Here is a 21183-nt window from a genome sequence, read left to right as displayed (position 1 = left end):
CTGCATGAGGGCCCCACATTCTTGCAGGACGTGAATCTTGACGCTTGCCTGGGGCAGGGCCGGGGCCTAACCCTTCGGGGGAAGCATCCAAGGCCGTTCCCCCTCATGCGCACGCCCCTGATCTCTCCCTCTCGCCGGGTCCGGCCCGCCTCCATCCAGACGCAGCCCCTGCAGCCGGGGGACAATCTGCGCGGGGCGGGGCTGATGACGCTGTCTATGATGGGGTTTTCCTGCAACGACGCGGTCATCAAGTTCGTGACGCAGGACATGCCGCTCTATCAGGCGATCACCCTGCGGGGGCTTTTCGTGATGGCGGCGCTGGTCGTGCTGGCCTCGCGCAGCGGCGGGCTGCAGTGGCGCATCGACCGCCGCGCGCGCATGCCCATGATCCTGAGGCTGGTGGGCGAGGTGGCATCCACGCTGCTGTTCCTGAACGCCCTGCAGCGCATGGCCATCGGCGACCTGACCGCCGTCATGCAGTCGCTGCCGCTGGTGGTCATGCTGGGCGCGGCGCTGTTCTTCAAGGAAACGCTCGGCTGGCGGCGGCTGATCGCGGTGGGCGTCGGCATGGCGGGGGTGTTGATCATCCTGCGGCCGGGGAGCGGCACCTTCGGGATCTGGTCGCTTGTGGCGCTGGCCGCGATGCTGATGGTCGCGCTGCGGGACCTGGCCACGCGGCAGTTCGGGCGCGAGGTCAGTTCCACCACCATCGCCTTCTACGCCGCGGTCCTGGTGACGCTGACAGGCTTCCTTCTCAGCCTGGCGCAGGGCTGGATCATGCCCGACCTGCAGCACGTCCTGCTGCTGATCCTCAGCGGCAGCTTTCTGACGGTGGGCTATATCAGCGCGGTCGCCGCCATGCGGGTCGGAGAGATCTCGGCCGTCGCGCCCTTCCGCTATACCTCGCTGCTGGCGGCGATCCTTCTGGGGCTGGTGGTGTTCGGCGACTGGCCCGACCTGTGGACATGGGTGGGATCCGGGCTGGTGATCGGGGCAGGCATCTACACGATCTGGCGCGAGGCTCAACTGGGGCGGCGACGCTGATGCGGGTGCAGATGCTGGGACTGTGCCGCTTTTCCTATCTGGGGCTGCGGGGCTACCAGGTCGAACATGAGACGATCGAGGCGCGGCGCGCCTATCTTTACGACCCTGATCGCCTGGAACGCCGTTGGCAGTGGTTCACGACCGTCGCTTTGCCGGGATGGCAGGCGCAGACGGACCCTGACTTTACGCTGGTGGTGATGACCGGCCCGGACCTGCCCGAGCCATGGCTGGGCCGGCTGCACGAGCTGTGCCGGCAGCTGCCCCAGTTGCGGCTGGAGCTGGTGCCGCCGATGGAGTTCCACCTGCAGGCCTGCCGCGCCGCCGTGGCGCCGCATGTCGACCCTTCGGCCGAGGTGATCGGCCATTTCCGGCATGACGACGACGACGCGGTGGCCGTGGATTACGTGGCCGAGACCCGGCGCGATTTCCGCAAGGTGAAGGCGCTGTGGAAGTCCGAAGGCAAGCTGGCGCTGGACTATGGGCGCGGCCTGATGATCGAGGTCAAGGAGGGGCAGTTGAAGATCACCCCGCGCCTTTGCCACAATATGGGGGTCGCGCTGACGATCTTCCTTTCCCCCGACGCACCCGAAACCGCGCTGAACTACAACCATGCCCAACTGGCGCAATGGATGCCCTGCGTGCAGGTCAACAGGCCGCTGATGTTCCTCCGGTCGATCCACGGCGACAGCGACTCGGGGGACATGGGGCCGGGTTCCCTGGCAGCCGGAGGAGGCGACGCTGAACCGGCTGCTGCGCCAGCGCTTTGGCGTGACCCGGGCGGCGCTGAGCGAGCTGGCGGCGCGGCTTGGCTGACGGACGGGCACCGGGGGGTGCAGGGGCGCCAGGTTGACAGCATCCGGGATTCCCCTTATAGCCCCGCTACCCGGCGGGAAACCGTTTCGGGAACCAGAACCTGTGAGGTCACGATCCGGGCCGAATCGCCCCGATCCTCTGGAATTACGCCCGTCAGCCCCTTTTGGGCCGGACGGGCTTGGTATTTTGCGATTCGCGCAAGATGCCGTCGAGAAGCGGCGCAACCAGATCGGTTGCGAGTATTGACAGAGCAAGACGGGGAACCGAATGCCGACGATCCAACAGCTGATCCGCAAACCGCGGCAGCCGAAAGTGCAGCGCTCGAAGTCGCAGCACCTTCAGGGCTGCCCGCAGAAGCGCGGCGTCTGCACGCGCGTCTACACCACGACGCCGAAGAAACCGAACTCCGCTATGCGTAAGGTGGCCAAGGTCCGCCTGACGAATGGCTTCGAGGTCATCTCCTACATTCCGGGCGAAAAGCACAACCTGCAGGAACACAGCGTCGTGCTGATCCGCGGCGGCCGTGTGAAAGACCTTCCGGGTGTCCGTTACCACATCCTGCGCGGTGTGCTGGATACCCAGGGCGTCAAGGATCGTCGCCAGCGTCGTTCGAAATACGGCGCGAAGCGTCCGAAGTAAGGAGAGGCATCAATGTCCCGTCGTCACGCCGCTGAAAAGCGCGAAGTCCTGCCCGACGCCAAATTTGGCGATCGCGTGCTGACCAAATTCATGAACAACCTGATGGTTGACGGCAAGAAATCGACCGCCGAGCGGATCGTCTACAGCGCGCTGGAGCGCGTGCAGACCCGCCTGAAGCGCGAGCCGATCGAAGTCTTCCACGAGGCGCTGGAAAACGTGAAACCCTCGGTCGAGGTGCGTTCGCGCCGCGTCGGTGGTGCCACCTACCAGGTCCCCGTCGAGGTTCGCCCGACCCGCCGCGAGGCGCTGGCCATCCGCTGGCTGATCACGGCCGCCGCCAAGCGCAACGAGAACACGATGGAAGAGCGCCTGGCGGGCGAGCTGTCCGATGCCGTCAACGGCCGCGGCACCGCCGTGAAGAAGCGCGAAGACACGCACAAGATGGCCGACGCCAACAAGGCGTTCAGCCACTACCGCTGGTAAGGCGAAAGGATCCGACCCATGGCACGCGAATATCAGCTTCCGCGTTATCGCAACTTCGGCATCATGGCCCACATCGATGCCGGGAAAACGACGACGACCGAGCGCATCCTTTTCTACACCGGCAAGTCGCACAAGATCGGCGAAGTGCATGATGGCGCCGCGACCATGGACTGGATGGAGCAAGAGCAGGAGCGCGGCATCACGATCACGTCTGCCGCGACCACCACGTTCTGGCAGCGCCAGGAAGACCCCACCACCGAGGGGACTTCGGACACCAAGTACCGCTTCAACATCATCGACACGCCGGGCCACGTCGACTTCACCATCGAAGTCGAGCGTTCGCTGGCTGTTCTGGACGGCGCGATCTGCCTGCTGGACGCCAACGCCGGCGTCGAGCCGCAGACCGAGACTGTCTGGCGCCAGGCCGACCGCTACAAGGTTCCGCGGATCGTCTTCGTCAACAAGATGGACAAGATCGGCGCGGACTTCTTCAACTGCGTCCGCATGATCAAGGACCGCACCGGCGGCATTCCCTGCCCGATCGCATTCCCGATCGGCGCCGAGGACAAGCTGGAAGGCATCGTCGACCTGATCAAGATGGAAGAGTGGGTGTGGCAGGGTGAAGACCTTGGCGCCAGCTGGATCCGTCAGCCGATCCGCGACGACCTGAAGGACCTGGCAGACGAGTGGCGCTCGAACCTGATCGAGCTGGCCGTCGAGCAGGACGACACCGCGATGGAAGCCTACCTGGACGGCACCGAGCCCGACGAAGCCACCCTGCGCGGTCTGATCCGCAAGGGCACGCTGTCGCTGTCCTTCTTCCCGGTCACCGCCGGCTCCGCGTTCAAGAACAAGGGCGTGCAGCCGCTGCTGAACTCGGTCATCGACTTCCTGCCCTCGCCGCTGGACGTGCCCGCCTACATGGGTTTCACGCCGGGCGACGAGAGCGAGACGCGCAACATCGAGCGTCGTGCCGATGACAGCCAGCCCTTCTCGGGCCTGGCCTTCAAGATCATGAACGACCCCTTCGTCGGCTCGCTGACCTTCACGCGCATCTATTCGGGCGTGATGAAGAAGGGCGATCAGATGCTGAACGCCACCAAAGGCAAGCGCGAGCGCGTCGGTCGCATGATGATGATGCACTCGATCAACCGCGAGGAAATCGAGGAAGCCTTTGCAGGTGACATCATCGCGCTGGCCGGTCTGAAGGACACGACCACGGGCGACACGCTGTGCGATCCCGCCAGCCCCGTCGTTCTGGAAACGATGACCTTCCCCGAGCCGGTGATCGAGATCGCCGTCGAGCCCAAGTCGAAGGCCGACCAGGAGAAGATGGGCTTGGCCCTTCAGCGCCTGTCGGCCGAGGACCCGTCCTTCCGCGTCGAGACCGACATCGAGTCGGGCCAGACGATCATGAAGGGCATGGGCGAACTTCACCTCGACATCCTTGTCGACCGCATGAAGCGCGAATTCAAGGTCGAGGCGAACATCGGTGCGCCGCAGGTGGCCTATCGTGAAACGATCTCGACCCAAGCCGACATCGACTACACGCACAAGAAGCAGACCGGTGGTACCGGCCAGTTCGCGCGCGTGAAGCTGACGATCACCCCGACCGAGCCGGGCGAAGGCTATTCGTTCGAAAGCAAGATCGTGGGCGGTGCGGTGCCAAAGGAATACATCCCGGGTGTCGAAAAGGGCATCAAGTCGGTGATGGACTCGGGCCCGCTGGCCGGCTTCCCGGTGATCGACTTCAAGGTCGCCCTGACGGATGGCGCGTTCCACGACGTCGACTCCTCGGTGCTGGCATTCGAGATCGCGGCCCGCGCCGCGATGCGCGAAGGCCTGCGCAAGGCCGGCGCCAAGCTGCTGGAGCCGATCATGAAGGTCGAGGTGGTGACGCCGGAGGAATACACCGGTTCGATCATCGGCGACCTGACCAGCCGTCGCGGCATGGTGCGTGGCCAGGACAGCCGCGGCAACGCGAACGTCATCGACGCCTTCGTGCCGCTGGCAAACATGTTCGGCTACATCAACAACCTGCGTTCGATGTCGTCGGGCCGGGCCGTGTTCTCGATGCAGTTCGACCACTACGAGGCCGTGCCGCAGAACATCTCTGACGAGATCCAGAAGAAATACGCGTGATCTTGCGGCGGGGCCTCGGCCCCGCCACTTTACCTGCATTGACGAACAAGGAGCCATTCCATGGCAAAGGCAAAGTTTGAACGGACGAAACCGCACGTCAACATCGGGACCATCGGTCACGTTGACCACGGCAAGACGACGCTGACGGCTGCGATCACGAAGTATTTCGGCGAATTCCGCGCCTATGACCAGATCGACGGCGCGCCCGAAGAGAAGGCCCGCGGGATCACGATCTCGACCGCGCATGTGGAATACGAGTCCGAGTCGCGCCACTATGCGCACGTGGACTGCCCGGGCCACGCCGACTACGTGAAGAACATGATCACCGGTGCCGCCCAGATGGACGGCGCGATCCTGGTCGTGAACGCCGCCGACGGCCCGATGCCGCAGACGCGCGAGCACATCCTGCTGGGTCGCCAGGTGGGCATCCCCTACATGGTCGTCTACCTGAACAAGGTCGACCAGGTGGATGACGAAGAGCTGCTGGAACTGGTCGAGATGGAAGTCCGCGAGCTTCTGTCGTCCTACGACTATCCGGGCGACGACATCCCGATCATCAAGGGTTCGGCGCTGGCCGCGATGGAAGGCCGCGATCCCGAGATCGGCGAGAACTCGATCCGCGCGCTGATCGCCGCCGTCGACGAATACATCCCGACGCCCGAGCGTGCCGTGGACCAGCCCTTCCTGATGCCGATCGAGGACGTGTTCTCGATCTCGGGCCGCGGCACCGTGGTGACCGGCCGCATCGAGCGTGGCGCCGTCAACGTGGGCGACGAACTGGAGATCGTGGGCATCCGCGACACCCGCAAGACCACCTGCACGGGCGTCGAGATGTTCCGCAAGCTGCTGGACCGCGGTGAGGCCGGCGACAACGTGGGCGTGCTGCTGCGCGGCATCGACCGCGACGGCGTCGAGCGCGGCCAGGTGCTGTGCAAGCCCAAGTCGGTGAACCCGCACACCAAGTTCGAGGCCGAGGCCTATATCCTGACCAAGGAAGAAGGCGGCCGTCACACGCCGTTCTTCGCGAACTACCGCCCGCAGTTCTACTTCCGCACCACGGACGTGACCGGGACCGTCCGCCTGCCGGAAGGCACCGAGATGGTGATGCCGGGCGACAACCTGAAGTTCGAGGTCGAGTTGATCGCCCCGATCGCCATGGAAGAGAAGCTGCGCTTCGCCATCCGCGAAGGCGGCCGCACCGTCGGCGCAGGCGTCGTCTCCAAGATCATCGAGTGATGATCCCGCTGCGCCGCCCCGGCGGTTGCAGCAGCAAAGCCGACTGATCCTATGGAATGCCGCATCGAGAGCCGCCCTTCAGGGCGGCTCTTTTGCTATGTGGCCATGACCAAAAGTCGCGTTGACCGGCGGCCCGGTTCCAGCGACACTGGGATCTCAGGACAGGGTGAGATCAAGCTGATGTGCCAGATCTTTGCGGGGCAGCACCCGGATCGCTACGAGACCGTGACACGGCGCCTGCGCCTGAACGGGCAGTCGACCTCGATCCGGCTGGAGCGCGCCTTCTGGCATATCCTGGACCGCATTGCGGCGCGCGAGGGTGTCACCACGCCGGCCTTCATCTCCAAGCTGCATGCCGAGGTGCTGGAGCTGCATGGCGAGGCGCGCAACTTCACTTCGCTTCTGCGCTGCGCCTGCACGATCCATCTGGGCGAAGAGGACGTCATGCCAGCGGCCATCGCGGCCGAGTGATCGGAAAATTGCGCCTGTAGTAATCTGATACTACCCGGCCGCTCGCGCGATTTCCTAGGCTTGATCCATAAGGCAAGCAAGGGAGGCCCCGATGGCCAAGTACATCCACTCGATGATCCGCGTCCTGGACGAGGCGCGCTCGGTCGAATTCTATGACCGCTGCTTTGGGTTGAAGGTCGTCGAGCGGCTGGATTTCGACAGCTTCACGCTGATCTACCTTGCCAATGACGAGAGCGAGACCGAGCTGGAGCTGACGGTCAACAAGGGGCGGACCGAGCCCTATGACCTAGGCGATGGCTATGGCCACGTCGCCTTCTCGGTTCAGGATGTCGATACCCTGCATGCCAATCTGACGGCGGCTGGCCTGGCGCCGCGCAAGCTGGTGGATTTCGCGCCGGGCGGCGAGGTGATCGCGCGCTTTTTCTTCATCAAGGACCCCGACGGCTACGAGATCGAGGTCCTGCAGCGGGGCGGCCGCTACAAGTAATTCCCTTGTCGATCCCTTGGGGGAGGGGGCGGCACGGGCATAACAGGGAGGAGGAACCATGTCCCAACTGAAGAAACAGGGGCTGACCCGGCGTGCGCTGTTGTCGCGCGCCGTGGCGGCCGGAGCCTTGGCAGTGGCGGGTGCCGGCTTTGTCGCCGCGCCCGACGCGGCCTGGGCGGTCGAGGTCACCGCGATCAGCGAACACGAGATGGCAACGCTGCTGCAGATGGCCCGCGACATCTATCCGCATGACCGTGTCGGCGACCGCTTTTACGCCATCGCGGTCAAGGGCTATGACAGCCAGGACAGCAAGGCCATGGTCGCGGAAGGTGTCGCCGCGCTGGATGCCGCGGCACAGGCTGCGGGGTTCGACAACTATCTTGCGGCCGGTTGGGAGGATGACCGGGTCGCGATCCTGCGCAGCGTCGAGGACAGCGCCTTCTTCCAGACGGTCAGGGGCGGCTTGGTGACGGGCCTCTACAACCAGAAAGAGGTCTGGCCGATCTTCGGCTACGAGGGTGAGAGCTTCTCTCAAGGCGGTTACATCGACCGCGGCTTCGACGACATCGACTGGCTGTAAGGAGGCTCGGACCATGGCAACAGCAGCAAAATTCGATCTGAGCGACAATAATGTGGTCGTCATCATCGGCACCGGGGCGGGCGGCGGCGTCCTGGCCAACGAACTGGCGCAGAAGGGCGTCAAGGTCGTGGCCCTGGAGGCCGGCGGGCGTTACCTGCCCGAGGATTACATCAACGACGAATGGGAGAGCTTTGGCCAGCTTGCCTGGACCGATCCGCGCACGACCAGCGGCGACTGGCGGGTCGCCAAGGACTTCAGCGGGCTTCCGGCCTGGATCGTGAAGGCGGTCGGCGGCACGACAACCCATTGGGCCGGCGCCTCGATCCGCTTTCAGGAGCATGAATGGAAGGCCCTGACCACTTATGGCGCGGTGGAGGGGGCGAACCTGCTGGACTGGCCCATCGACGCGGCCGAGATGGCCCTATGGTATGAGAAGGCCGAGACCAAGCTGGGCGTGACCCGCACCGGCGACCGGGCCGGGCTGCCGGGGAACAACAACTTCAAGGTCTTCGAGGCCGGCGCCCGCGCGATCGGCTACAAGGAGGTCCATACCGGCAAGATGGCGATCAACAGCGCCGATTACGACGACCGCCCGGCCTGCCAGCAGACCGGCTTTTGTTTTCAGGGCTGCAAATGGGGCGCCAAGTGGTCGGCCGCCTATACCGACATCCCCAAGGGCGAGGCGACCGGCAACCTGGAGGTGCGTGACCATTCCCATGTCGCGCGCATCCTGCACAACGACCAAGGCCGCGTGACCGGCGTCGAGTATTTCGACAAGGACGGCAATTTGCAGATGCAGGCCGCCCGGATCGTGGCGGTGGCGGGCAACAGCTTTGAAAGCCCCCGCCTGCTGCTGAATTCGGCCAGCAGCATGTTCCCGGACGGGCTGGCCAACAGCTCGGGGCAGGTCGGTCGCAACTACATGCGGCACACGACGGGGTCGGTCTATGCGACCTTTGAAAAGCCCGTGCGGATGTGGCGGGGCACGACCATGGCCGGCATCATCCAGGACGAGGCGCGCCACGATCCGTCGCGCGGTTTCGTCGGCGGTTACGAGCTGGAGACGCTGTCCCTGGGCCTGCCCTTCATGGCCGCCTTCCTGGATCCGGGCAGCTGGGGCCGCGAATTCACCACCGCGCTGGACGCCTATGAATACACGGCCGGCCTGTGGATCGTGGGCGAGGACATGCCGCAGGAAACCAATCGGGTCACCTTGTCGGATGTCGAGGACAAGTTCGGCCTGAAGGTGGCGAATGTCGATTTCAGCGACCATCCGAACGACGTGGCCATGCGCAACCATGCCTATGCGCAGGGCCAGGCACTCTACAAGGCGGTGGGGGCGACGCGCACGCTGCCGACCCCGCCCTATCCCTCGACCCACAACCTGGGCACCAACCGCATGTCGGAAAAGGCCCAGGATGGCGTCGTGAACCGGTGGGGGCAGACGCATGACATCGCCAACCTGTTCGTGTCCGATGGCAGCCAGTTCACCACCGGCGCGTCGGAAAACCCCACGCTGACCATCGTGGCGCTGGCGATCCGCCAAGCCGACCATATCGCCCGCGAGATGTCGGCCGGGAACCTGTAAATGCGAAGGGCCGGCAGCGAATGCTGCCGGCCCTTCTAATTCATCTGCCATCCCGCAGGGGCGGGGGTATCAGCCCTCTGCCGCAGCCTGGTTCACGCCGCCTTCGGCGATGCGGGTCATGTGCTTGTCGCCGTCGCGGGTGTGGTCCAGGCATTCCTGCAGGGCCGCGCCATCCTCGTCCAGGCCAAGACGGTTGGCAAAGCTGCGCACGCAGCCATAGCCGGCAATCGCGTAATGGGTCAGGCGCTGGTACTGGGTGATGATCGAGGCGTCACGGGTGTCGTCGTCGCCGTACTGCGTCTCAAGCCCATGCTTGCGCGCCTCGGCCACCAGGCCTTCCATGCCCTTGCAATGTTCGCCGGTCGGATCGACGCCATGGTTGCTGCACAGTTGCGCCAGCGTTTCCATCCCACGGGCGATGCCCTGGTTGCCAGCAATCAGAGCCTCGGATAGCTCGCGCGAGGTGGCGGCGCGGCCCATTTCGGTGACAACGGGCATGGACTGCTTGCAGGCCGAATAGAGGTCCTTCAGTTGGTCCACATAGAGGTCTTTGAGCGAATTGATGGTCATCGGGACGCCTTTTCGTTGGGTGTTGGATTTGCTGTCTCTTCAACGCCGATCTGCCGCCGCCGTTCCAAGGCGGCCGAAAGATCACGGCCGCGCGGCTTGACTCTGGGGCAGGGGCGGGTGAGCACTTCGTCTCCCTTCCGGTTCCCAGCATGAGGCAGCGCCATGTTCGCCTGGTTCGAGCGTCGCATCGACCCCTATCCCGACCAGCCGCCCGCGATGCCGCCGCGGTCGCTGTGGCGTTTCGTCCTGCATTACAGCCGGGGCGCGCTGCCCTGGCTGGTGGCGCTGGCCATCGGTTCCGGCCTGATCGCCGTCATCGAGGTGATGCTGTTCGGCTGGCTGGGCGAGATGATCGACCGCCTGTCCGACACGCCGCGCGACCTGTTCTGGGCACAGGAGGGCCCGCGGATCGCGATCATGGCCGGGGTGCTCCTGGTCGTGATGCCGCTGCTGAACCTGGTCAGCACGCTGATCCTCCACCAGTCGCTGATGGGCAATTTCCCACAGCGAATCCGCTGGCAGGCGCATCGCTATCTGCTGCGCCAGTCGGTGGGCTATTTCCAGGATGAATTCGCGGGCCGGATCGCGCAGCGCCTGATGCAGACCTCGCTGGCGGTGCGCGAGGTCGCGATGAAGATCATGGACGTGGGCAGCTATGTCCTGATCTACTTCCTAGGCGCACTGGCGCTGGCGGCCAGCCAGGATTGGCGGCTGGCGGTGCCCTTCCTGCTCTGGGCAATCTCCTACGGGGTCATGCTGTGGCAGATCGTGCCCCGGCTTGGCCGCGTGGCGCAGGCGCAGGCCGATGCCCGCAGCGGCATGACGGGCCGGATCGTCGACAGCTATACCAACATCGCGACAGTCAAGCTGTTCTCGCATTCCGACCGGGAAGAACGCTGGATGCGCCACGGCATGGACCGGTTCCTGCAGACCGTCTACAGCCAGATGCGCCTGTCCAGCATCCAGGACATCACGCTGAACCTGATCAATGTCTGGCTGGTAGTGTCGGTCGCGGGGCTGGGGCTGTGGCTCTGGACGCAGGACCAGATCGCGGTGGGCGCGGTGGCCATCGCGGTGCCGCTGGCGCTGCGGCTGAACAACATGGCCCATTGGATCATGTGGGAATTTGCCGCGCTGTTCGAGAATATCGGCACCGTGCGGGACGGCATCACCAGCCTCGCCCTGCCACGCGAGGTGCGCGATGCGCCGGACGCGGTGCCGCTGCGCCCCGGTCCCGGTGCGGTGCATTTCGACCGCGTGACCTTCCGCTATGGCGGGATGGAGGGCGCGCAGCCCATGGCGGTGCTGGACGACCTGACGCTGCACCTGAAACCGGGCGAGCGGGTGGGGTTGGTGGGCCGCTCGGGCGCGGGGAAATCGACGCTGATCAACCTGCTGCTGCGGTTCCACGACATCGAGGGCGGGCGCATCACCATCGACGGGCAGGAGATCGGGCGCGTCACCCAGGACAGCCTGCGCGCGGCGATCGGCGTGGTGACGCAGGACAGTTCGCTGCTGCACCGCTCCGTGCGCGAGAACATCGCCTATGGCCGGCCCGACGCGACCGAGGATCAGATCCAGGCCGCCCTGCGCATGGCCGAGGCCGACGGTTTCGTGCCCGATCTGTCGGACAGCCAGGGGCGGCGCGGACTGGACGCGCATGTGGGCGAACGCGGGGTCAAGCTGTCGGGTGGCCAGCGCCAGCGCATCGCCATCGCGCGCGTGGCGCTGAAGGATGCGCCGATCCTGATCCTGGACGAGGCGACCAGCGCGCTGGACAGCGAGGTCGAGGCGGCGATCCAGTCGCGACTGGACGCGCTGATGCAGGGCAAGACGGTGATCGCGATCGCCCATCGCCTGTCCACCATCGCCGCGATGGATCGGCTGGTGGTGATGGATCAGGGTCGGATCGTGGAGCAGGGCACCCATTCCGAACTGCTGTTGCGGGGTGGACTTTACGCGCGGTTGTGGCAGCGCCAGTCGGGCGGATTTCTGGCAGCCGACGATCAGTTGCAGGAAACGGCCTGACAGGCGAACGGGTGGCCATGAGGATGACATGCAAACGGCCCCGGCATTGCGCCGGGGCCGTCTCGGTTCAGGATATCCCGATCACTGGGCCAGCAGGTCGCTGATCCGGCGAACCGAGGCGCGACGGTTCTCGCGGATGTCGCCTTCGGCGCGGATGCGCGGGAACTGCTCGCCATAGCCCTGTGTCACCAGATTTTCCGGCGGCACGTCAAAGTATTCGGTCAGGGCCAGGGCCACCGACTCGGCGCGACGGTCCGACAGGGCCAGGTTGTAGGCATCCGAGCCGACCGTGTCGGTGTGACCCTCGATCATGAAGATCTCTCGCGAGTTCTGGGTGATCGCGTCCTGCAGCACCCGGCCCAGCGACTGCAGCTGCTGTGCCTGGTCGGGACGGATCGCGGCCGAGCCGGTCTCGAAGGTGATCGCATCGATGTTCACCGGTGCCACCAGGGCCCGCACCTCGGGAATGTTGCGGATCTGCGACAGGGTGAAGCGGCGATCCACGTTCGCCTCCCGCTGCAAAGCGGCGCGCAGCGCATCCTCGTCCAGCGGGGCGGTGCCGGTCTGGACCTCGGCAGGAGCCGGCAGCTGGCGGACATCCACCGGCTGCACGTCGGCGGTGTCGTCGATCAACTGGGTCGTGGTTCCATCCGCCGAAACCAGCGTCCGGCGCAGCACCCGCAGGTCGGCGTCGCGGATCGTCACGACGCGGCTGCCATCCTCGCGGGTGACGATGGTGCGCGACGAGCCGTCGTCGAAGTTTTCGGTGGTCACGGTCGAACCCGGCTGGCGCAGCAGCGCGACCTCATCCTTGATGACCTCCTGGCTGCCATCGGCCCGGGTCACGACAACGCGATCCGGCGTGCTGAGGGCGACCTGACGGTTGTTGTTCAGCATCGACCCGACCGCCACGGCACCCAGGCCCAGCAGCAGCGCGCGGGTTAGGTCATTGCTGTCGTTATCGTCCCCGCTGTCGGCTTGGGCTTGCGTGGTCTGGCCGGTGGCGCCCGCCAGGGCATCACGCAGGTTGGTCGCGAAATCTTCCGAAGAGGACCGCGCGGTTTCCTCGGTCACCTGCTGCTGGGTCACCTCGCCTGTGCCTTCAGCAGCATCCAGCGCGGCCGCCGACACCGGCTCGGACGCTTGGGCCGCCTCGCGGGATGCCTCCGTCTCGCGGCTGTTCTCCTCGGCGGCGCGGACCACCAGCTCGCCCTTGTTGTTCACGCGGTACATCTGCGCCTCAACAGGGGCCAAGCGCAGTGCGCCGCGCTCGTTGCGCTCGACCACCACACCGCGCGGGGTGCTGGCGCGACCGCCGTTGGCACAAGGCATGGTACCGCCCGCAAGGCAGGTCAGCGAAGCGAGGGTCAGGCCCCCCGCCACCTCGTCGGCCAGAACCTCGGCCAAGCGCGGCATCTCACCTGCGCGGCGCTGTTGAAGATCGCCCTGCGCCAAGCGCAGGCTGTCGCCCGATGCGGCTTCGGCTTGGGCGGCAACCTCTGCTTCCGCTTCCGGTGCAGCCAATGTCTCCGCTTCGGCTTCGGGTTCAGCCGAGGCTTCTGTTTCGGCGGCTGCGGGTGCCTCCTCCTGAACGGGCGCATCAACTTCCGCAGCGGGTTCTTCGGTGGCGGCCTCGGTCTCTGTCACCGCCTCGGGCGCTGCTGCGGACTCGGGCGTCTGCGGCTTGCGCTGGGGTGCGGCGGAACTGACCGGCTCCTCCGGCAGCTCAGTCTGAGCTTCGACCTGATCCTCGACTGTACTATCTGCGTCGGCTTGGGCAGCAGCCTCCGGGGCGGCAGCAGCTTCAGCTGCAGGGGCGGCCTCAGCCTCAGCTCCGGTTTCCGCCTCAGCTTCCGCCTCCGCGGGGGCTTCGGCTTCGACAGAGGCATTTGCCGCCTCCTCGGCAGCCAGAGCGGCTTCCAACTCGCTGGTCTCGTCCTGCATCTCGGCCTCGGGGGCCTCTGCCGCGCCGGTTTCCTCGGTCATCGCCGCGTCGTCTGCCTGCAGCGCCTCGGCCTCGGCTCCGTCGGCGGCAGCCTCGGTTTCCTCCGCGGTCGCCTCCCCTCCATCGGCAGCGGCTTCGTCCTGGGCCTCTTCCACCGGCTCACCTTCGGGCAGCAGCAGCGGATCGGCAGGATCGGTAGCCTCGTCAGGCGTCGTCGCCTGAGCGAGGATCAGGGGTTGCTGTCCCGGCTGACGGGCGGATTGTTCGGGCAGAGAGAGCTCGGCCATGGCCAGTTGCGGCGCCAGCAGCGACAGGCAGGCGGCAAGGGCCGTGGTGTTGTGGATGATCCGGCGCATGGGAGACTCCTTATGGCGTGGGACGTGGTCCATCTTTGGCTGTTTAACAGGCACTTGTGGAAAGGGTTCCCCAAAAGACCGTGACCACTTCGTGATGCCCCGCGCCATTCGGCCGGATCTGGACGACCAGAAGCGCCGTACAACCCGACCCGGGGAGGGGCTGCCGACGATCACATCCTGCCGGAAACCAGACGTGATCTTGGGCCCACGGACTTCTGGCGACAAACGTGAAAATGCAAAAGGGGCGGATGCGGGTCCGCCCCTTTCTCAGGTTCTCAAAGATTTTCGGCAGGACGTCCTTGCCTCCGGAAGGTCAGACGCCCTCGCCGACAAATGCTTTCTCGACCACGAATTCCTTCGGCTCGGAATTGGCGCCCTCGCGCAGCCCCAGGTTTTCCAGCACGGCCTTCACGTCCACGTTGAAGGCCAGGCTGCCGCAGATCATCGCGCGATCCGTCTCGGGAGAGAAGGGCGGCAGGCCCAGATCGGCCAGCACCTTGCCCGAGGCGATGTTGTCGGTGATCCGCCCCATCAGCGGCGAGTCCTCGCGCGTGGTGGTGGGGTAATAGAGGAGGCGCTTGGCGAAATCCTCGCCGTAAAGCTCGCTCAGCAGCGGGTCGTTGCGCAGGTTCTGCACCAGCTCGGCCCCATAGGTCAGTTCCTCGGCGGTGCGGCAGGTGTGCATCATGATCACCTGCTCATAGCGCTCATAGGTCTCGGGGTCGCGCATCAGCGAGGCGAAGGGCGCGATACCGGTGCCGGTCGCCAGGAACCACAGCCGCTTGCCGGGCAGCAAGGCGTCCAGGACCAGCGTTCCCACCGGCTTGGGGCGCAGGATGATGTTGTCGCCCGGCTTGATGTGCTGCAGGCGCGAGGTCAGCGGCCCGTCCGGCACCTTGATCGAGTAGAATTCCAGCTCTTCGTCCCAGTTGGGCGAGGCGATGGAATAGGCGCGCAGGATCGGCTTGCCGTTGTCGTCGGGCAGGCCGATCATCACGAACTCGCCGGAACGGAAGCGCAGCGAGGCCGGGCGCGTCACCCGGAACGAGAACAGGCTGTCGGTCCAGTGCGTGACCGAGGTCACGGTCTGGGCGTCGGGAAGCACCTTCTTAGGGCCGGCGTCGGTCACGGGCAGGTCCAGCGTCATGAGAATTCCTCGTGTCTTCTAGTCGATGGGGCGGGGGGGCGAAAGCCCTCAGCCCGCAAGGGCGGCGCGATGGTCCCAGGCCTTCCAGTCCGCGCGGGCCAGCCACTGCTCCTGGGGCTGGCGCGCGGCGATGTCGGCGGCGACCTGAACCTCGTCAAAGCCGACGCGGCGCGCCATGGCATATTGGTCGGCAATCAACCGCCCCGTCGCCCGCAGGCGTCCGGTATAGCCCAGTTCGCGCAGCCGGCGGGCCAGCGAAAAGCCCCTCCCGTCGCTGAAGGAGGGAAAATCGATCGCGACCAGGTTGCGGTGCAGGTGGTCGACCAGCTGGTCCGGGGCGGTGTCCGGGGCCAAGGTGACCTCGGCCTCGGTGTCCAGCGGGTGAAAGCCGTCGTCGCGGGCCAGGATGGCTTCGCTGTTCAGCTGCGTGCTCATGCCGGAACCTTTCCGCGGACGATGCGTCCGCCAATGAAGTGAATGCCGCATTCGGACTTTTCGCGGCCGCGCCAGCGTCCCGCGCGGGGATCCTCGCCGGGGGCGACCTTCGAGGTGCAGGGCGCGCAGCCGATGGACGGATAGCCCTGCGCCACCAGCGGGTGCCGGGGCAGGGCGTTCTCGACCATGTAATCCTGCACGTCCTCGGGGCGCCAGTGCGCTAGGGGGTTGACGCGCAGCCGGGTCGGCGGCTCGGGTTCGAAGAACTCCAGGGCGGCGCGCTGGCCGTTCTGGAACCGCTTGCGCCCGGTGATCCAGGCGTCATAGCCCGACAACACGCGCTCCAGCGGCACGGTCTTGCGGAAATCGCAGCAGGCGTCGGGGTTCACCTTGTGCAGCGTCCCGTCGGGATCGTTGCGGGCGATTTCCTCGTCGCTGGCGGTGATGACCTGCACATTTGTCAGGCCCAGCTTGGCCGCGACCTGGCGCTGATAGTCCAGCGTCTCGGGAAACAGCATCTGCGTGTCGATGAACAGCACCGGCAGGCCCGGCGCGACCAGGCTGACCATGTGCAGCAGCACCACGGATTCCGCCCCGAAGGACGATACCAGCGACACCCGTCCCAGGTCGGGGTCGGTGACGGCGCGGCGCAGCACCTCGATGGCGGCATGGTGGCGGTAGCGGTCGTTCAACCGCTCCGCGCGTGTGTCCAGGTTGCCGTCAAGCATGGGCCGGTTCCGGATAAAGCGCCGCCTTGAACGGCGCAGGGCCAAGCCGCCGATAGGCGTCGATGAAACGCTCGGACGCGTCGGCCCGGACCTCCAGATAGGCGCGCAGCAGCCGGTCGATGGCGGGCACGACCTCTTCGGCGGGAAAACCCGCACCCGCGCGTTGGCCGATGGCCGGGATGTCATAGGCATCGCCGCCAAGCGTGATCTGGTAGTTTTCCACACCTGCCCGGTCCAGCCCCAGGATGCCGATATGGCCCAGGTGGTGGTGGCCGCAGGCGTTGATGCAGCCCGAGATGCGGATGTTCAGGTTGCCGATTTCCTCTTCCAGCCCGACCGAGCGGAAGTGGTCGGCGATCTCCTCGGCGATGGGGATCGAACGCGCGGTGGCCAGTGCGCAATAGTCCATGCCGGGGCAGGCGATGATGTCGCTGGTCAGGCCGGCATTGGCCGTGGCCAGCCCCGCATCGCGCAGCGCGGCATAAAGGGCCGGCAGGTCCGACTTGTGGACATGCGGCAGCGCCACGTTCTGGTCGTGCATGATCCGCAGGTCGTGGTGGCCGTAGCGCTCGGCCAGGTCGGCCAGCAGGCGCATCTGTTCGGCGCTGGCATCGCCCGGCGTCTGGCCCGGCGCCTTCAGCGTCACGATGGCGCTGGCATAGCCGTCGATGCGATGGGCATGCAGGTTCGTGTCCGTCCAGCTGCGGAAGCCGGGGTTCGCGGCACGCTCGGCCTCATAGCCGTCCACCGGCGCATTGCGGAAGGCCGGCGCGCGGAAGCGGTCCTTGAAGATCGCCAGCGCCTCGCGGTCGGCGCCGTTGAAGTCGCGGCGGCGCGCCAGGAATTCTTCCTCTATCTCGGCGCGCATGGTGTCCATGCCGCGCTCCATCACGGTGATCTTGATGCGGGCCTTGTACTTGTTGTCGCGGCGGCCGGACAGGTTGTAGGTCGCGATGATCGCCTCGACATAGGGCAGCAGGTCCTCTTCGGGCAGGAAGTCGCGGACCACCTGGCCCAGAAGGGGCGTGCGGCCCAGGCCGCCGCCGATCCAGACCTCGAATCCGGTCTTGCCGTCTTGTTCGACCAGGCGCAGGCCGATGTCATGGGCCGCGATGACGGCGCGGTCCTTCTTGCCGCCGGAAATGGCGATCTTGAACTTGCGCGGCAGGAACTGGAATTCCGCATGGTCGGTGGACCAGCTGCGCAGCAGTTCGGCATAGGGGCGCGGATCGGCCGCCTCGTCAAAGGCCGCGCCGGCAAAGGCGTCGGTGGTCACGTTGCGGATCGTGTTGCCGCTGGTCTGGATCGCGTGCATGCCGACGGCGGCCAGCGCGTCCAGCATATCGGGGATGTCCACCAGCTTGGGCCAGTTGTACTGGATGTTCTGGCGCGTGGTGAAATGGCCATAGCCCTTGTCCCATTTCTGGGCCAGCAGGGCCAGCGTGCGCATCTGGTCGGGGCTGATCGTGCCATAGGGAATGGCCACCCGCAGCATGTAGGCATGCAGCTGCAGATAGACGCCGTTCATCAGGCGCAGGGGGCGGAATTCCTCTTCCGTCAGGCTGCCGTCCAGGCGTCGTTCGACCTGGGCGCGGAACTGGTCCGCACGGTGGCGCACATAGTCGGTCTCGACAGGGCGAACATCAAACATGGGTAGTTTCCGTCTTCTGGGTCTCGGCTTGCCGATCAACCTGGATGCCGTGGAAATAGTTGGACGGGCCGCGCTGGCGGAAGGCCTCGCGGAAATGGGTCGGCTCGGGGCCGTTGGGGCCGCGCCGGGCCTCGATCAGATAGGGCCCGACGACCAGGTCCGCCTGACCGATGGCCTTCAGCAGCGCCAGTTCGGCGATGGCATCGTCCTCGAACAGGGTTGCCTTGCGCGGGTCCGGGGTCCAGCCCTCGTCGCACATCCAGACGTTATGTCCTTCGCGCAGATCGTTCGCAGTGATGACTCCGGGCTTTGCAGCCGTCGGGGTGAACGCTTTGCTCATGGTGCGGACCTCTTTCCTGATGCTCTCTATATAGAATTTCCTTCTGGATTCTTGCGAGTGGTCGGGCGAAATAAGGACGACGTGCACAAGGAGCCTGCGATGCCGGAACCAGTTTCCAGCCCAGAGGGGCCGGGGCAAACACCTGTCCGGCTGGACGAGGTGGACCGCAAAATCCTGTCCCTGCTGCAGGAGGATGCCAGCCTGTCGCTGGACCAGATCGCAGAGCGGGTCGGGGCCTCCAAGACCCCGGTCTGGAACCGGATCCGCAAGCTGCGCGAGGCCGGTGTGATCCGCCGGCAGGTGGCGATCCTGGACCCCGAGGCCCTGGGGCTGGAGGCCTGCTTTTTCGTCCTGGTGCGCACCAGTGAGCATGACAGGGACTGGGCGGGGCGTTTTCTCAAGGCACTGCGCGACCGGCCCGAGGTGGTTGAGGCGCACCGGCTGGCGGGCGACATCGACTATATCCTCAAGGTGCAGGTCCGCAACGCGCGGGCCTATGACCGCTTCTACCAGTCGCTGATCGGCGAGGTGAAGATCCACAATGTCACCGCGCTGCTGTCGATGGAGGAGATCAAGGCCTCCAGTGCGCTTCCCATCCCCGATGCCGGGCGCTAGGCCTCCGCGGGATTGCGTCGGCGGTTCTGATGGCTGCGGACCATGTGATCTGGCACAGGCCGACCTGCTCGACCTCGCGTTTCGTGCTGGCGGCGCTGCGCAATACAGGGGCCAAGGTGAGGGTCCGCGATTATGTGCGGCAACCGCCGGACGCTCAGGAAATCATGGGCGCGTTGGAGGCCTTGGGGATCGGGCCGCGCGGATTGCTGCGGCGGAAGGGCAAGGACCATGACCGGCTGGGCCTTTCGGAGCCGGGGCTGGACGACCAGCGCCTGATCGCCGCCATGGCCGAACATCCCCTGCTGATCGAGCGGCCGGTGGTCTTCGGGCCCCGTGGCGCCATCCTCTGCCGCCCGAAAGAGCGGATCTTCACGTTTCTTGCCCAAGGACAAGGCTGACCGCTGGACCAGGTCCCCCACCTTCCGGTGCTGCACCCGTGGCTGCAGGCAAGTGGCGGGACCGGGTTGCGTCCCGCCGGTCCGAAGGACGCAACCCACGGACCCACCGTGTGCGTTCTGCCGCGATGGGAATCATCACCGGCAGGGTGGGGTTATTCGTCCACGACGTTCAGGATCTTGGGCAGGGCCGGGCAGGGCAGCAGCTGGTTGCGGGCGACGTCGGCCAGGCTGTGGTTGTGCAGGAAGACATAGACATGCGCCGAAAGGCTTTCCCACAGCCGGTTCGACAGCGTCTGGGCCCGCGACCCCGAGATGCCGCCCGAGGCGCCGGCGCCGATATGCATCGCGCTGACGGTCTCGTCCACGGCTTCCAGGATCTCGGCGATGCGGATCGTCTCGGGCGTGCGGGCCAGGCGATAGCCCCCGCCGGGACCACGCACCGAGGCCACGAGACCCGCCCGCCTCAGCCGCACGAACAGCTGTTCCAGATAGGGAAGCGAGATGTCCTGCCGCTTGGAGATCTCGGCCAGCGAGGTCAGGTCGTCGCCCTTGGCGATCGACAGGTCGACCAGCGCAATGATGGCATAGCGGCCCTTGGTTGACAGTTTCATGGCCTGCGTCCCTCCATCCGCGCATTGCGGATCCTGCCTTGCATTGACGGCTGCCGTGGTCGCGCGCTATGCCCGGCCAGCATGTTCCTTGCCAAGCCTGCGCCGGCTGCCCAGATATTCCGTCTAGAAGCCGCGCGCGCACGCGTCAAGAAACCCGACAAGCCCTGTGAAGGACAACCATGCCCGAGCTGATTTTTCCCGGCCCCGAAGGCCGCCTCGAAGGCCGTTACCATCCCCAGCCCGGCAAGCCCGACGCCCCCATCGCCATCGTGCTGCATCCGCATCCGCAATATGGCGGGACGATGAACAACCGGGTCGTCTATAACCTGCATTACGCCTTTCACAAGATGGGCTTCACCGTGATGCGCTTCAACTTCCGGGGCGTGGGCCGCAGCCAGGGAGAGTTCGACCAGGGCATCGGAGAGCTGTCGGATGCCGCCTCCGCGCTGGATTACCTGCAGGCGATGAACCCGAATTCCAAGCATTGCTGGGTCGCGGGCTTCAGCTTTGGCGCCTGGATCGGGATGCAGCTGCTGATGCGGCGCCCCGAGATCACCGGCTTCATCAGCGTGGCGCCGCCGGCGAACATGTATGATTTCAGTTTCCTGGCGCCGTGCCCGTCCTCGGGGTTGATCGTGAACGGCACGGCCGACCGGGTGGCGCCGCCCAAGGACACGCATGCGCTGGTGTCCAAGCTGCGCGAGCAGAAGGGGATCACCATCACCCATGAGGAGATCGAGGGCGCGGATCACTTCTTCCGCGACGACGAAACCCACATGAAGCCGATGATCGACCTGGTCCAGGGCTATGTCCGCCGCCGCCTGACCGAGAACACCCGCTGAAGAAGGGCACCGGGGCGCGTGCCCCGGCCCGCTG

Annotated in this window: 22 protein-coding genes; 14 read left to right on the top strand and 8 right to left on the bottom strand. The window is 65.9% G+C overall.

Annotation, left to right across the window (positions count from 1 at the left end):
• Positions 1 to 105 precede the first annotated feature (105 nt).
• The 10 genes from ACZ2G3_RS12830 (at position 106) to ACZ2G3_RS12785 (ending at position 9483) form a co-directional block, all read left to right on the top strand.
• On the top strand, positions 106 to 1044 hold the full coding sequence (locus ACZ2G3_RS12830) for a DMT family transporter (protein ID WP_470396415.1): 939 nt from the start codon (positions 106 to 108) through the stop codon (positions 1042 to 1044).
• Entirely contained in the window at positions 1044 to 2276 is a 1233-nt protein-coding gene (locus ACZ2G3_RS12825) for a glycosyltransferase (protein ID WP_470396414.1), read from the top strand. Before ACZ2G3_RS12830 ends, ACZ2G3_RS12825 begins: the two co-directional genes overlap by 1 nt.
• The gene (gene rpsL / locus ACZ2G3_RS12820) at positions 2170 to 2496 is read left to right on the top strand and encodes a 30S ribosomal protein S12 (protein WP_470396413.1); all 327 of its coding nucleotides are present in this window, start codon (positions 2170 to 2172) and stop codon (positions 2494 to 2496) included. Before ACZ2G3_RS12825 ends, rpsL begins: the two co-directional genes overlap by 107 nt.
• A 12-nt stretch (positions 2497 to 2508) precedes the next feature.
• Positions 2509 to 2979: a 30S ribosomal protein S7 gene (gene rpsG, locus ACZ2G3_RS12815; RefSeq protein WP_111302052.1), complete on the top strand. Its 471-nt coding sequence runs from the start codon at positions 2509 to 2511 to the stop codon at positions 2977 to 2979.
• Between the two features lie 18 nt (positions 2980 to 2997).
• A complete protein-coding gene (gene fusA / locus ACZ2G3_RS12810) occupies positions 2998 to 5121 on the top strand; it encodes an elongation factor G (protein WP_470396412.1) in 2124 nt (707 codons plus the stop codon).
• Between the two features lie 60 nt (positions 5122 to 5181).
• Positions 5182 to 6357 (top strand): elongation factor Tu, encoded by a 1176-nt coding sequence (gene tuf / locus ACZ2G3_RS12805; RefSeq protein ID WP_458478505.1) that lies wholly within the window; start codon positions 5182 to 5184, stop codon positions 6355 to 6357.
• A gap of 180 nt (positions 6358 to 6537) precedes the next feature.
• Positions 6538 to 6828 carry a ribbon-helix-helix domain-containing protein gene (locus ACZ2G3_RS12800; protein WP_419270712.1) on the top strand — a complete coding sequence of 97 codons (291 nt, stop codon included), beginning with the start codon at positions 6538 to 6540 and terminating at the stop codon, positions 6826 to 6828.
• Positions 6829 to 6919: 91 nt separating this feature from the next.
• Complete coding sequence (locus tag ACZ2G3_RS12795; RefSeq protein WP_470396411.1) at positions 6920 to 7315, top strand: VOC family protein; 396 nt, start codon at positions 6920 to 6922, stop codon at positions 7313 to 7315.
• A gap of 58 nt (positions 7316 to 7373) precedes the next feature.
• On the top strand, positions 7374 to 7895 hold the full coding sequence (locus ACZ2G3_RS12790) for a Twin-arginine translocation pathway signal (RefSeq protein ID WP_470396410.1): 522 nt from the start codon (positions 7374 to 7376) through the stop codon (positions 7893 to 7895).
• A 13-nt stretch (positions 7896 to 7908) separates the two neighbouring features.
• A complete protein-coding gene (locus tag ACZ2G3_RS12785; RefSeq protein WP_470396409.1) occupies positions 7909 to 9483 on the top strand; it encodes a GMC family oxidoreductase in 1575 nt (524 codons plus the stop codon).
• Positions 9484 to 9552: 69 nt separating this feature from the next.
• Here ACZ2G3_RS12785 and ACZ2G3_RS12780 read toward each other — a convergent pair whose 3' ends face one another.
• Positions 9553 to 10053: a ferritin-like domain-containing protein gene (locus ACZ2G3_RS12780; RefSeq protein WP_111301783.1), complete on the bottom strand. Its 501-nt coding sequence runs from the start codon at positions 10051 to 10053 to the stop codon at positions 9553 to 9555.
• A 162-nt stretch (positions 10054 to 10215) separates the two neighbouring features.
• On the opposite strand from ACZ2G3_RS12780, the gene ACZ2G3_RS12775 reads away from it, so the two are divergent.
• Positions 10216 to 12081 carry an ABC transporter ATP-binding protein gene (locus ACZ2G3_RS12775; RefSeq protein ID WP_470396408.1) on the top strand — a complete coding sequence of 622 codons (1866 nt, stop codon included), beginning with the start codon at positions 10216 to 10218 and terminating at the stop codon, positions 12079 to 12081.
• Between the two features lie 81 nt (positions 12082 to 12162).
• Here ACZ2G3_RS12775 and ACZ2G3_RS12770 read toward each other — a convergent pair whose 3' ends face one another.
• The 6 genes from ACZ2G3_RS12770 to ACZ2G3_RS12745 all read right to left on the bottom strand — a co-directional run bounded on the left by ACZ2G3_RS12770 (position 12163) and on the right by ACZ2G3_RS12745 (position 18683).
• Complete coding sequence (locus ACZ2G3_RS12770; RefSeq protein WP_470396407.1) at positions 12163 to 14382, bottom strand: OmpA family protein; 2220 nt, start codon at positions 14380 to 14382, stop codon at positions 12163 to 12165.
• Between the two features lie 313 nt (positions 14383 to 14695).
• Complete coding sequence (locus tag ACZ2G3_RS12765; RefSeq protein WP_470396406.1) at positions 14696 to 15529, bottom strand: ferredoxin--NADP reductase; 834 nt, start codon at positions 15527 to 15529, stop codon at positions 14696 to 14698.
• A 48-nt stretch (positions 15530 to 15577) separates the two neighbouring features.
• Positions 15578 to 15964 (bottom strand): DUF934 domain-containing protein, encoded by a 387-nt coding sequence (locus tag ACZ2G3_RS12760; RefSeq protein WP_419270525.1) that lies wholly within the window; start codon positions 15962 to 15964, stop codon positions 15578 to 15580.
• The gene (locus tag ACZ2G3_RS12755; protein ID WP_111301778.1) at positions 15961 to 16692 is read right to left on the bottom strand and encodes a phosphoadenylyl-sulfate reductase; all 732 of its coding nucleotides are present in this window, start codon (positions 16690 to 16692) and stop codon (positions 15961 to 15963) included. Before ACZ2G3_RS12755 ends, ACZ2G3_RS12760 begins: the two co-directional genes overlap by 4 nt.
• A complete protein-coding gene (locus ACZ2G3_RS12750; RefSeq protein ID WP_470396405.1) occupies positions 16685 to 18343 on the bottom strand; it encodes a nitrite/sulfite reductase in 1659 nt (552 codons plus the stop codon). The genes ACZ2G3_RS12755 and ACZ2G3_RS12750 overlap by 8 nt, the downstream gene beginning before the upstream one ends.
• Entirely contained in the window at positions 18336 to 18683 is a 348-nt protein-coding gene (locus tag ACZ2G3_RS12745; RefSeq protein WP_419270528.1) for a DUF2849 domain-containing protein, read from the bottom strand. The genes ACZ2G3_RS12750 and ACZ2G3_RS12745 overlap by 8 nt, the downstream gene beginning before the upstream one ends.
• Positions 18684 to 18782: 99 nt before the next feature.
• Between ACZ2G3_RS12745 and ACZ2G3_RS12740 the strand changes: the two genes are divergently transcribed.
• Together ACZ2G3_RS12740 and ACZ2G3_RS12735 are read left to right on the top strand one after the other, a co-directional pair.
• Positions 18783 to 19298 carry an Lrp/AsnC family transcriptional regulator gene (locus ACZ2G3_RS12740; RefSeq protein ID WP_419270530.1) on the top strand — a complete coding sequence of 172 codons (516 nt, stop codon included), beginning with the start codon at positions 18783 to 18785 and terminating at the stop codon, positions 19296 to 19298.
• 29 nt (positions 19299 to 19327) lie between these two features.
• Positions 19328 to 19696, top strand: coding sequence for an arsenate reductase family protein (locus ACZ2G3_RS12735; protein WP_470396404.1), 369 nt, complete (start codon positions 19328 to 19330; stop codon positions 19694 to 19696).
• A 152-nt stretch (positions 19697 to 19848) separates the two neighbouring features.
• Here the strand turns inward: ACZ2G3_RS12735 and iscR are convergent, their stop codons facing one another.
• Positions 19849 to 20307: a Fe-S cluster assembly transcriptional regulator IscR gene (gene iscR / locus ACZ2G3_RS12730; RefSeq protein WP_419270532.1), complete on the bottom strand. Its 459-nt coding sequence runs from the start codon at positions 20305 to 20307 to the stop codon at positions 19849 to 19851.
• A 179-nt stretch (positions 20308 to 20486) separates the two neighbouring features.
• Here iscR and ACZ2G3_RS12725 point away from each other — a divergent pair, with 179 nt between their 5' ends.
• A complete protein-coding gene (locus tag ACZ2G3_RS12725; protein ID WP_111301771.1) occupies positions 20487 to 21149 on the top strand; it encodes an alpha/beta hydrolase in 663 nt (220 codons plus the stop codon).
• Positions 21150 to 21183 lie beyond the last annotated feature (34 nt).

The sequence above is a fragment of the Paracoccus sp. KKT209 genome (assembly GCF_055635455.1).
The sequence above is the reverse complement of the archived record's forward strand: the minus strand, read 5'-3'. Positions and strand labels throughout refer to the sequence as shown.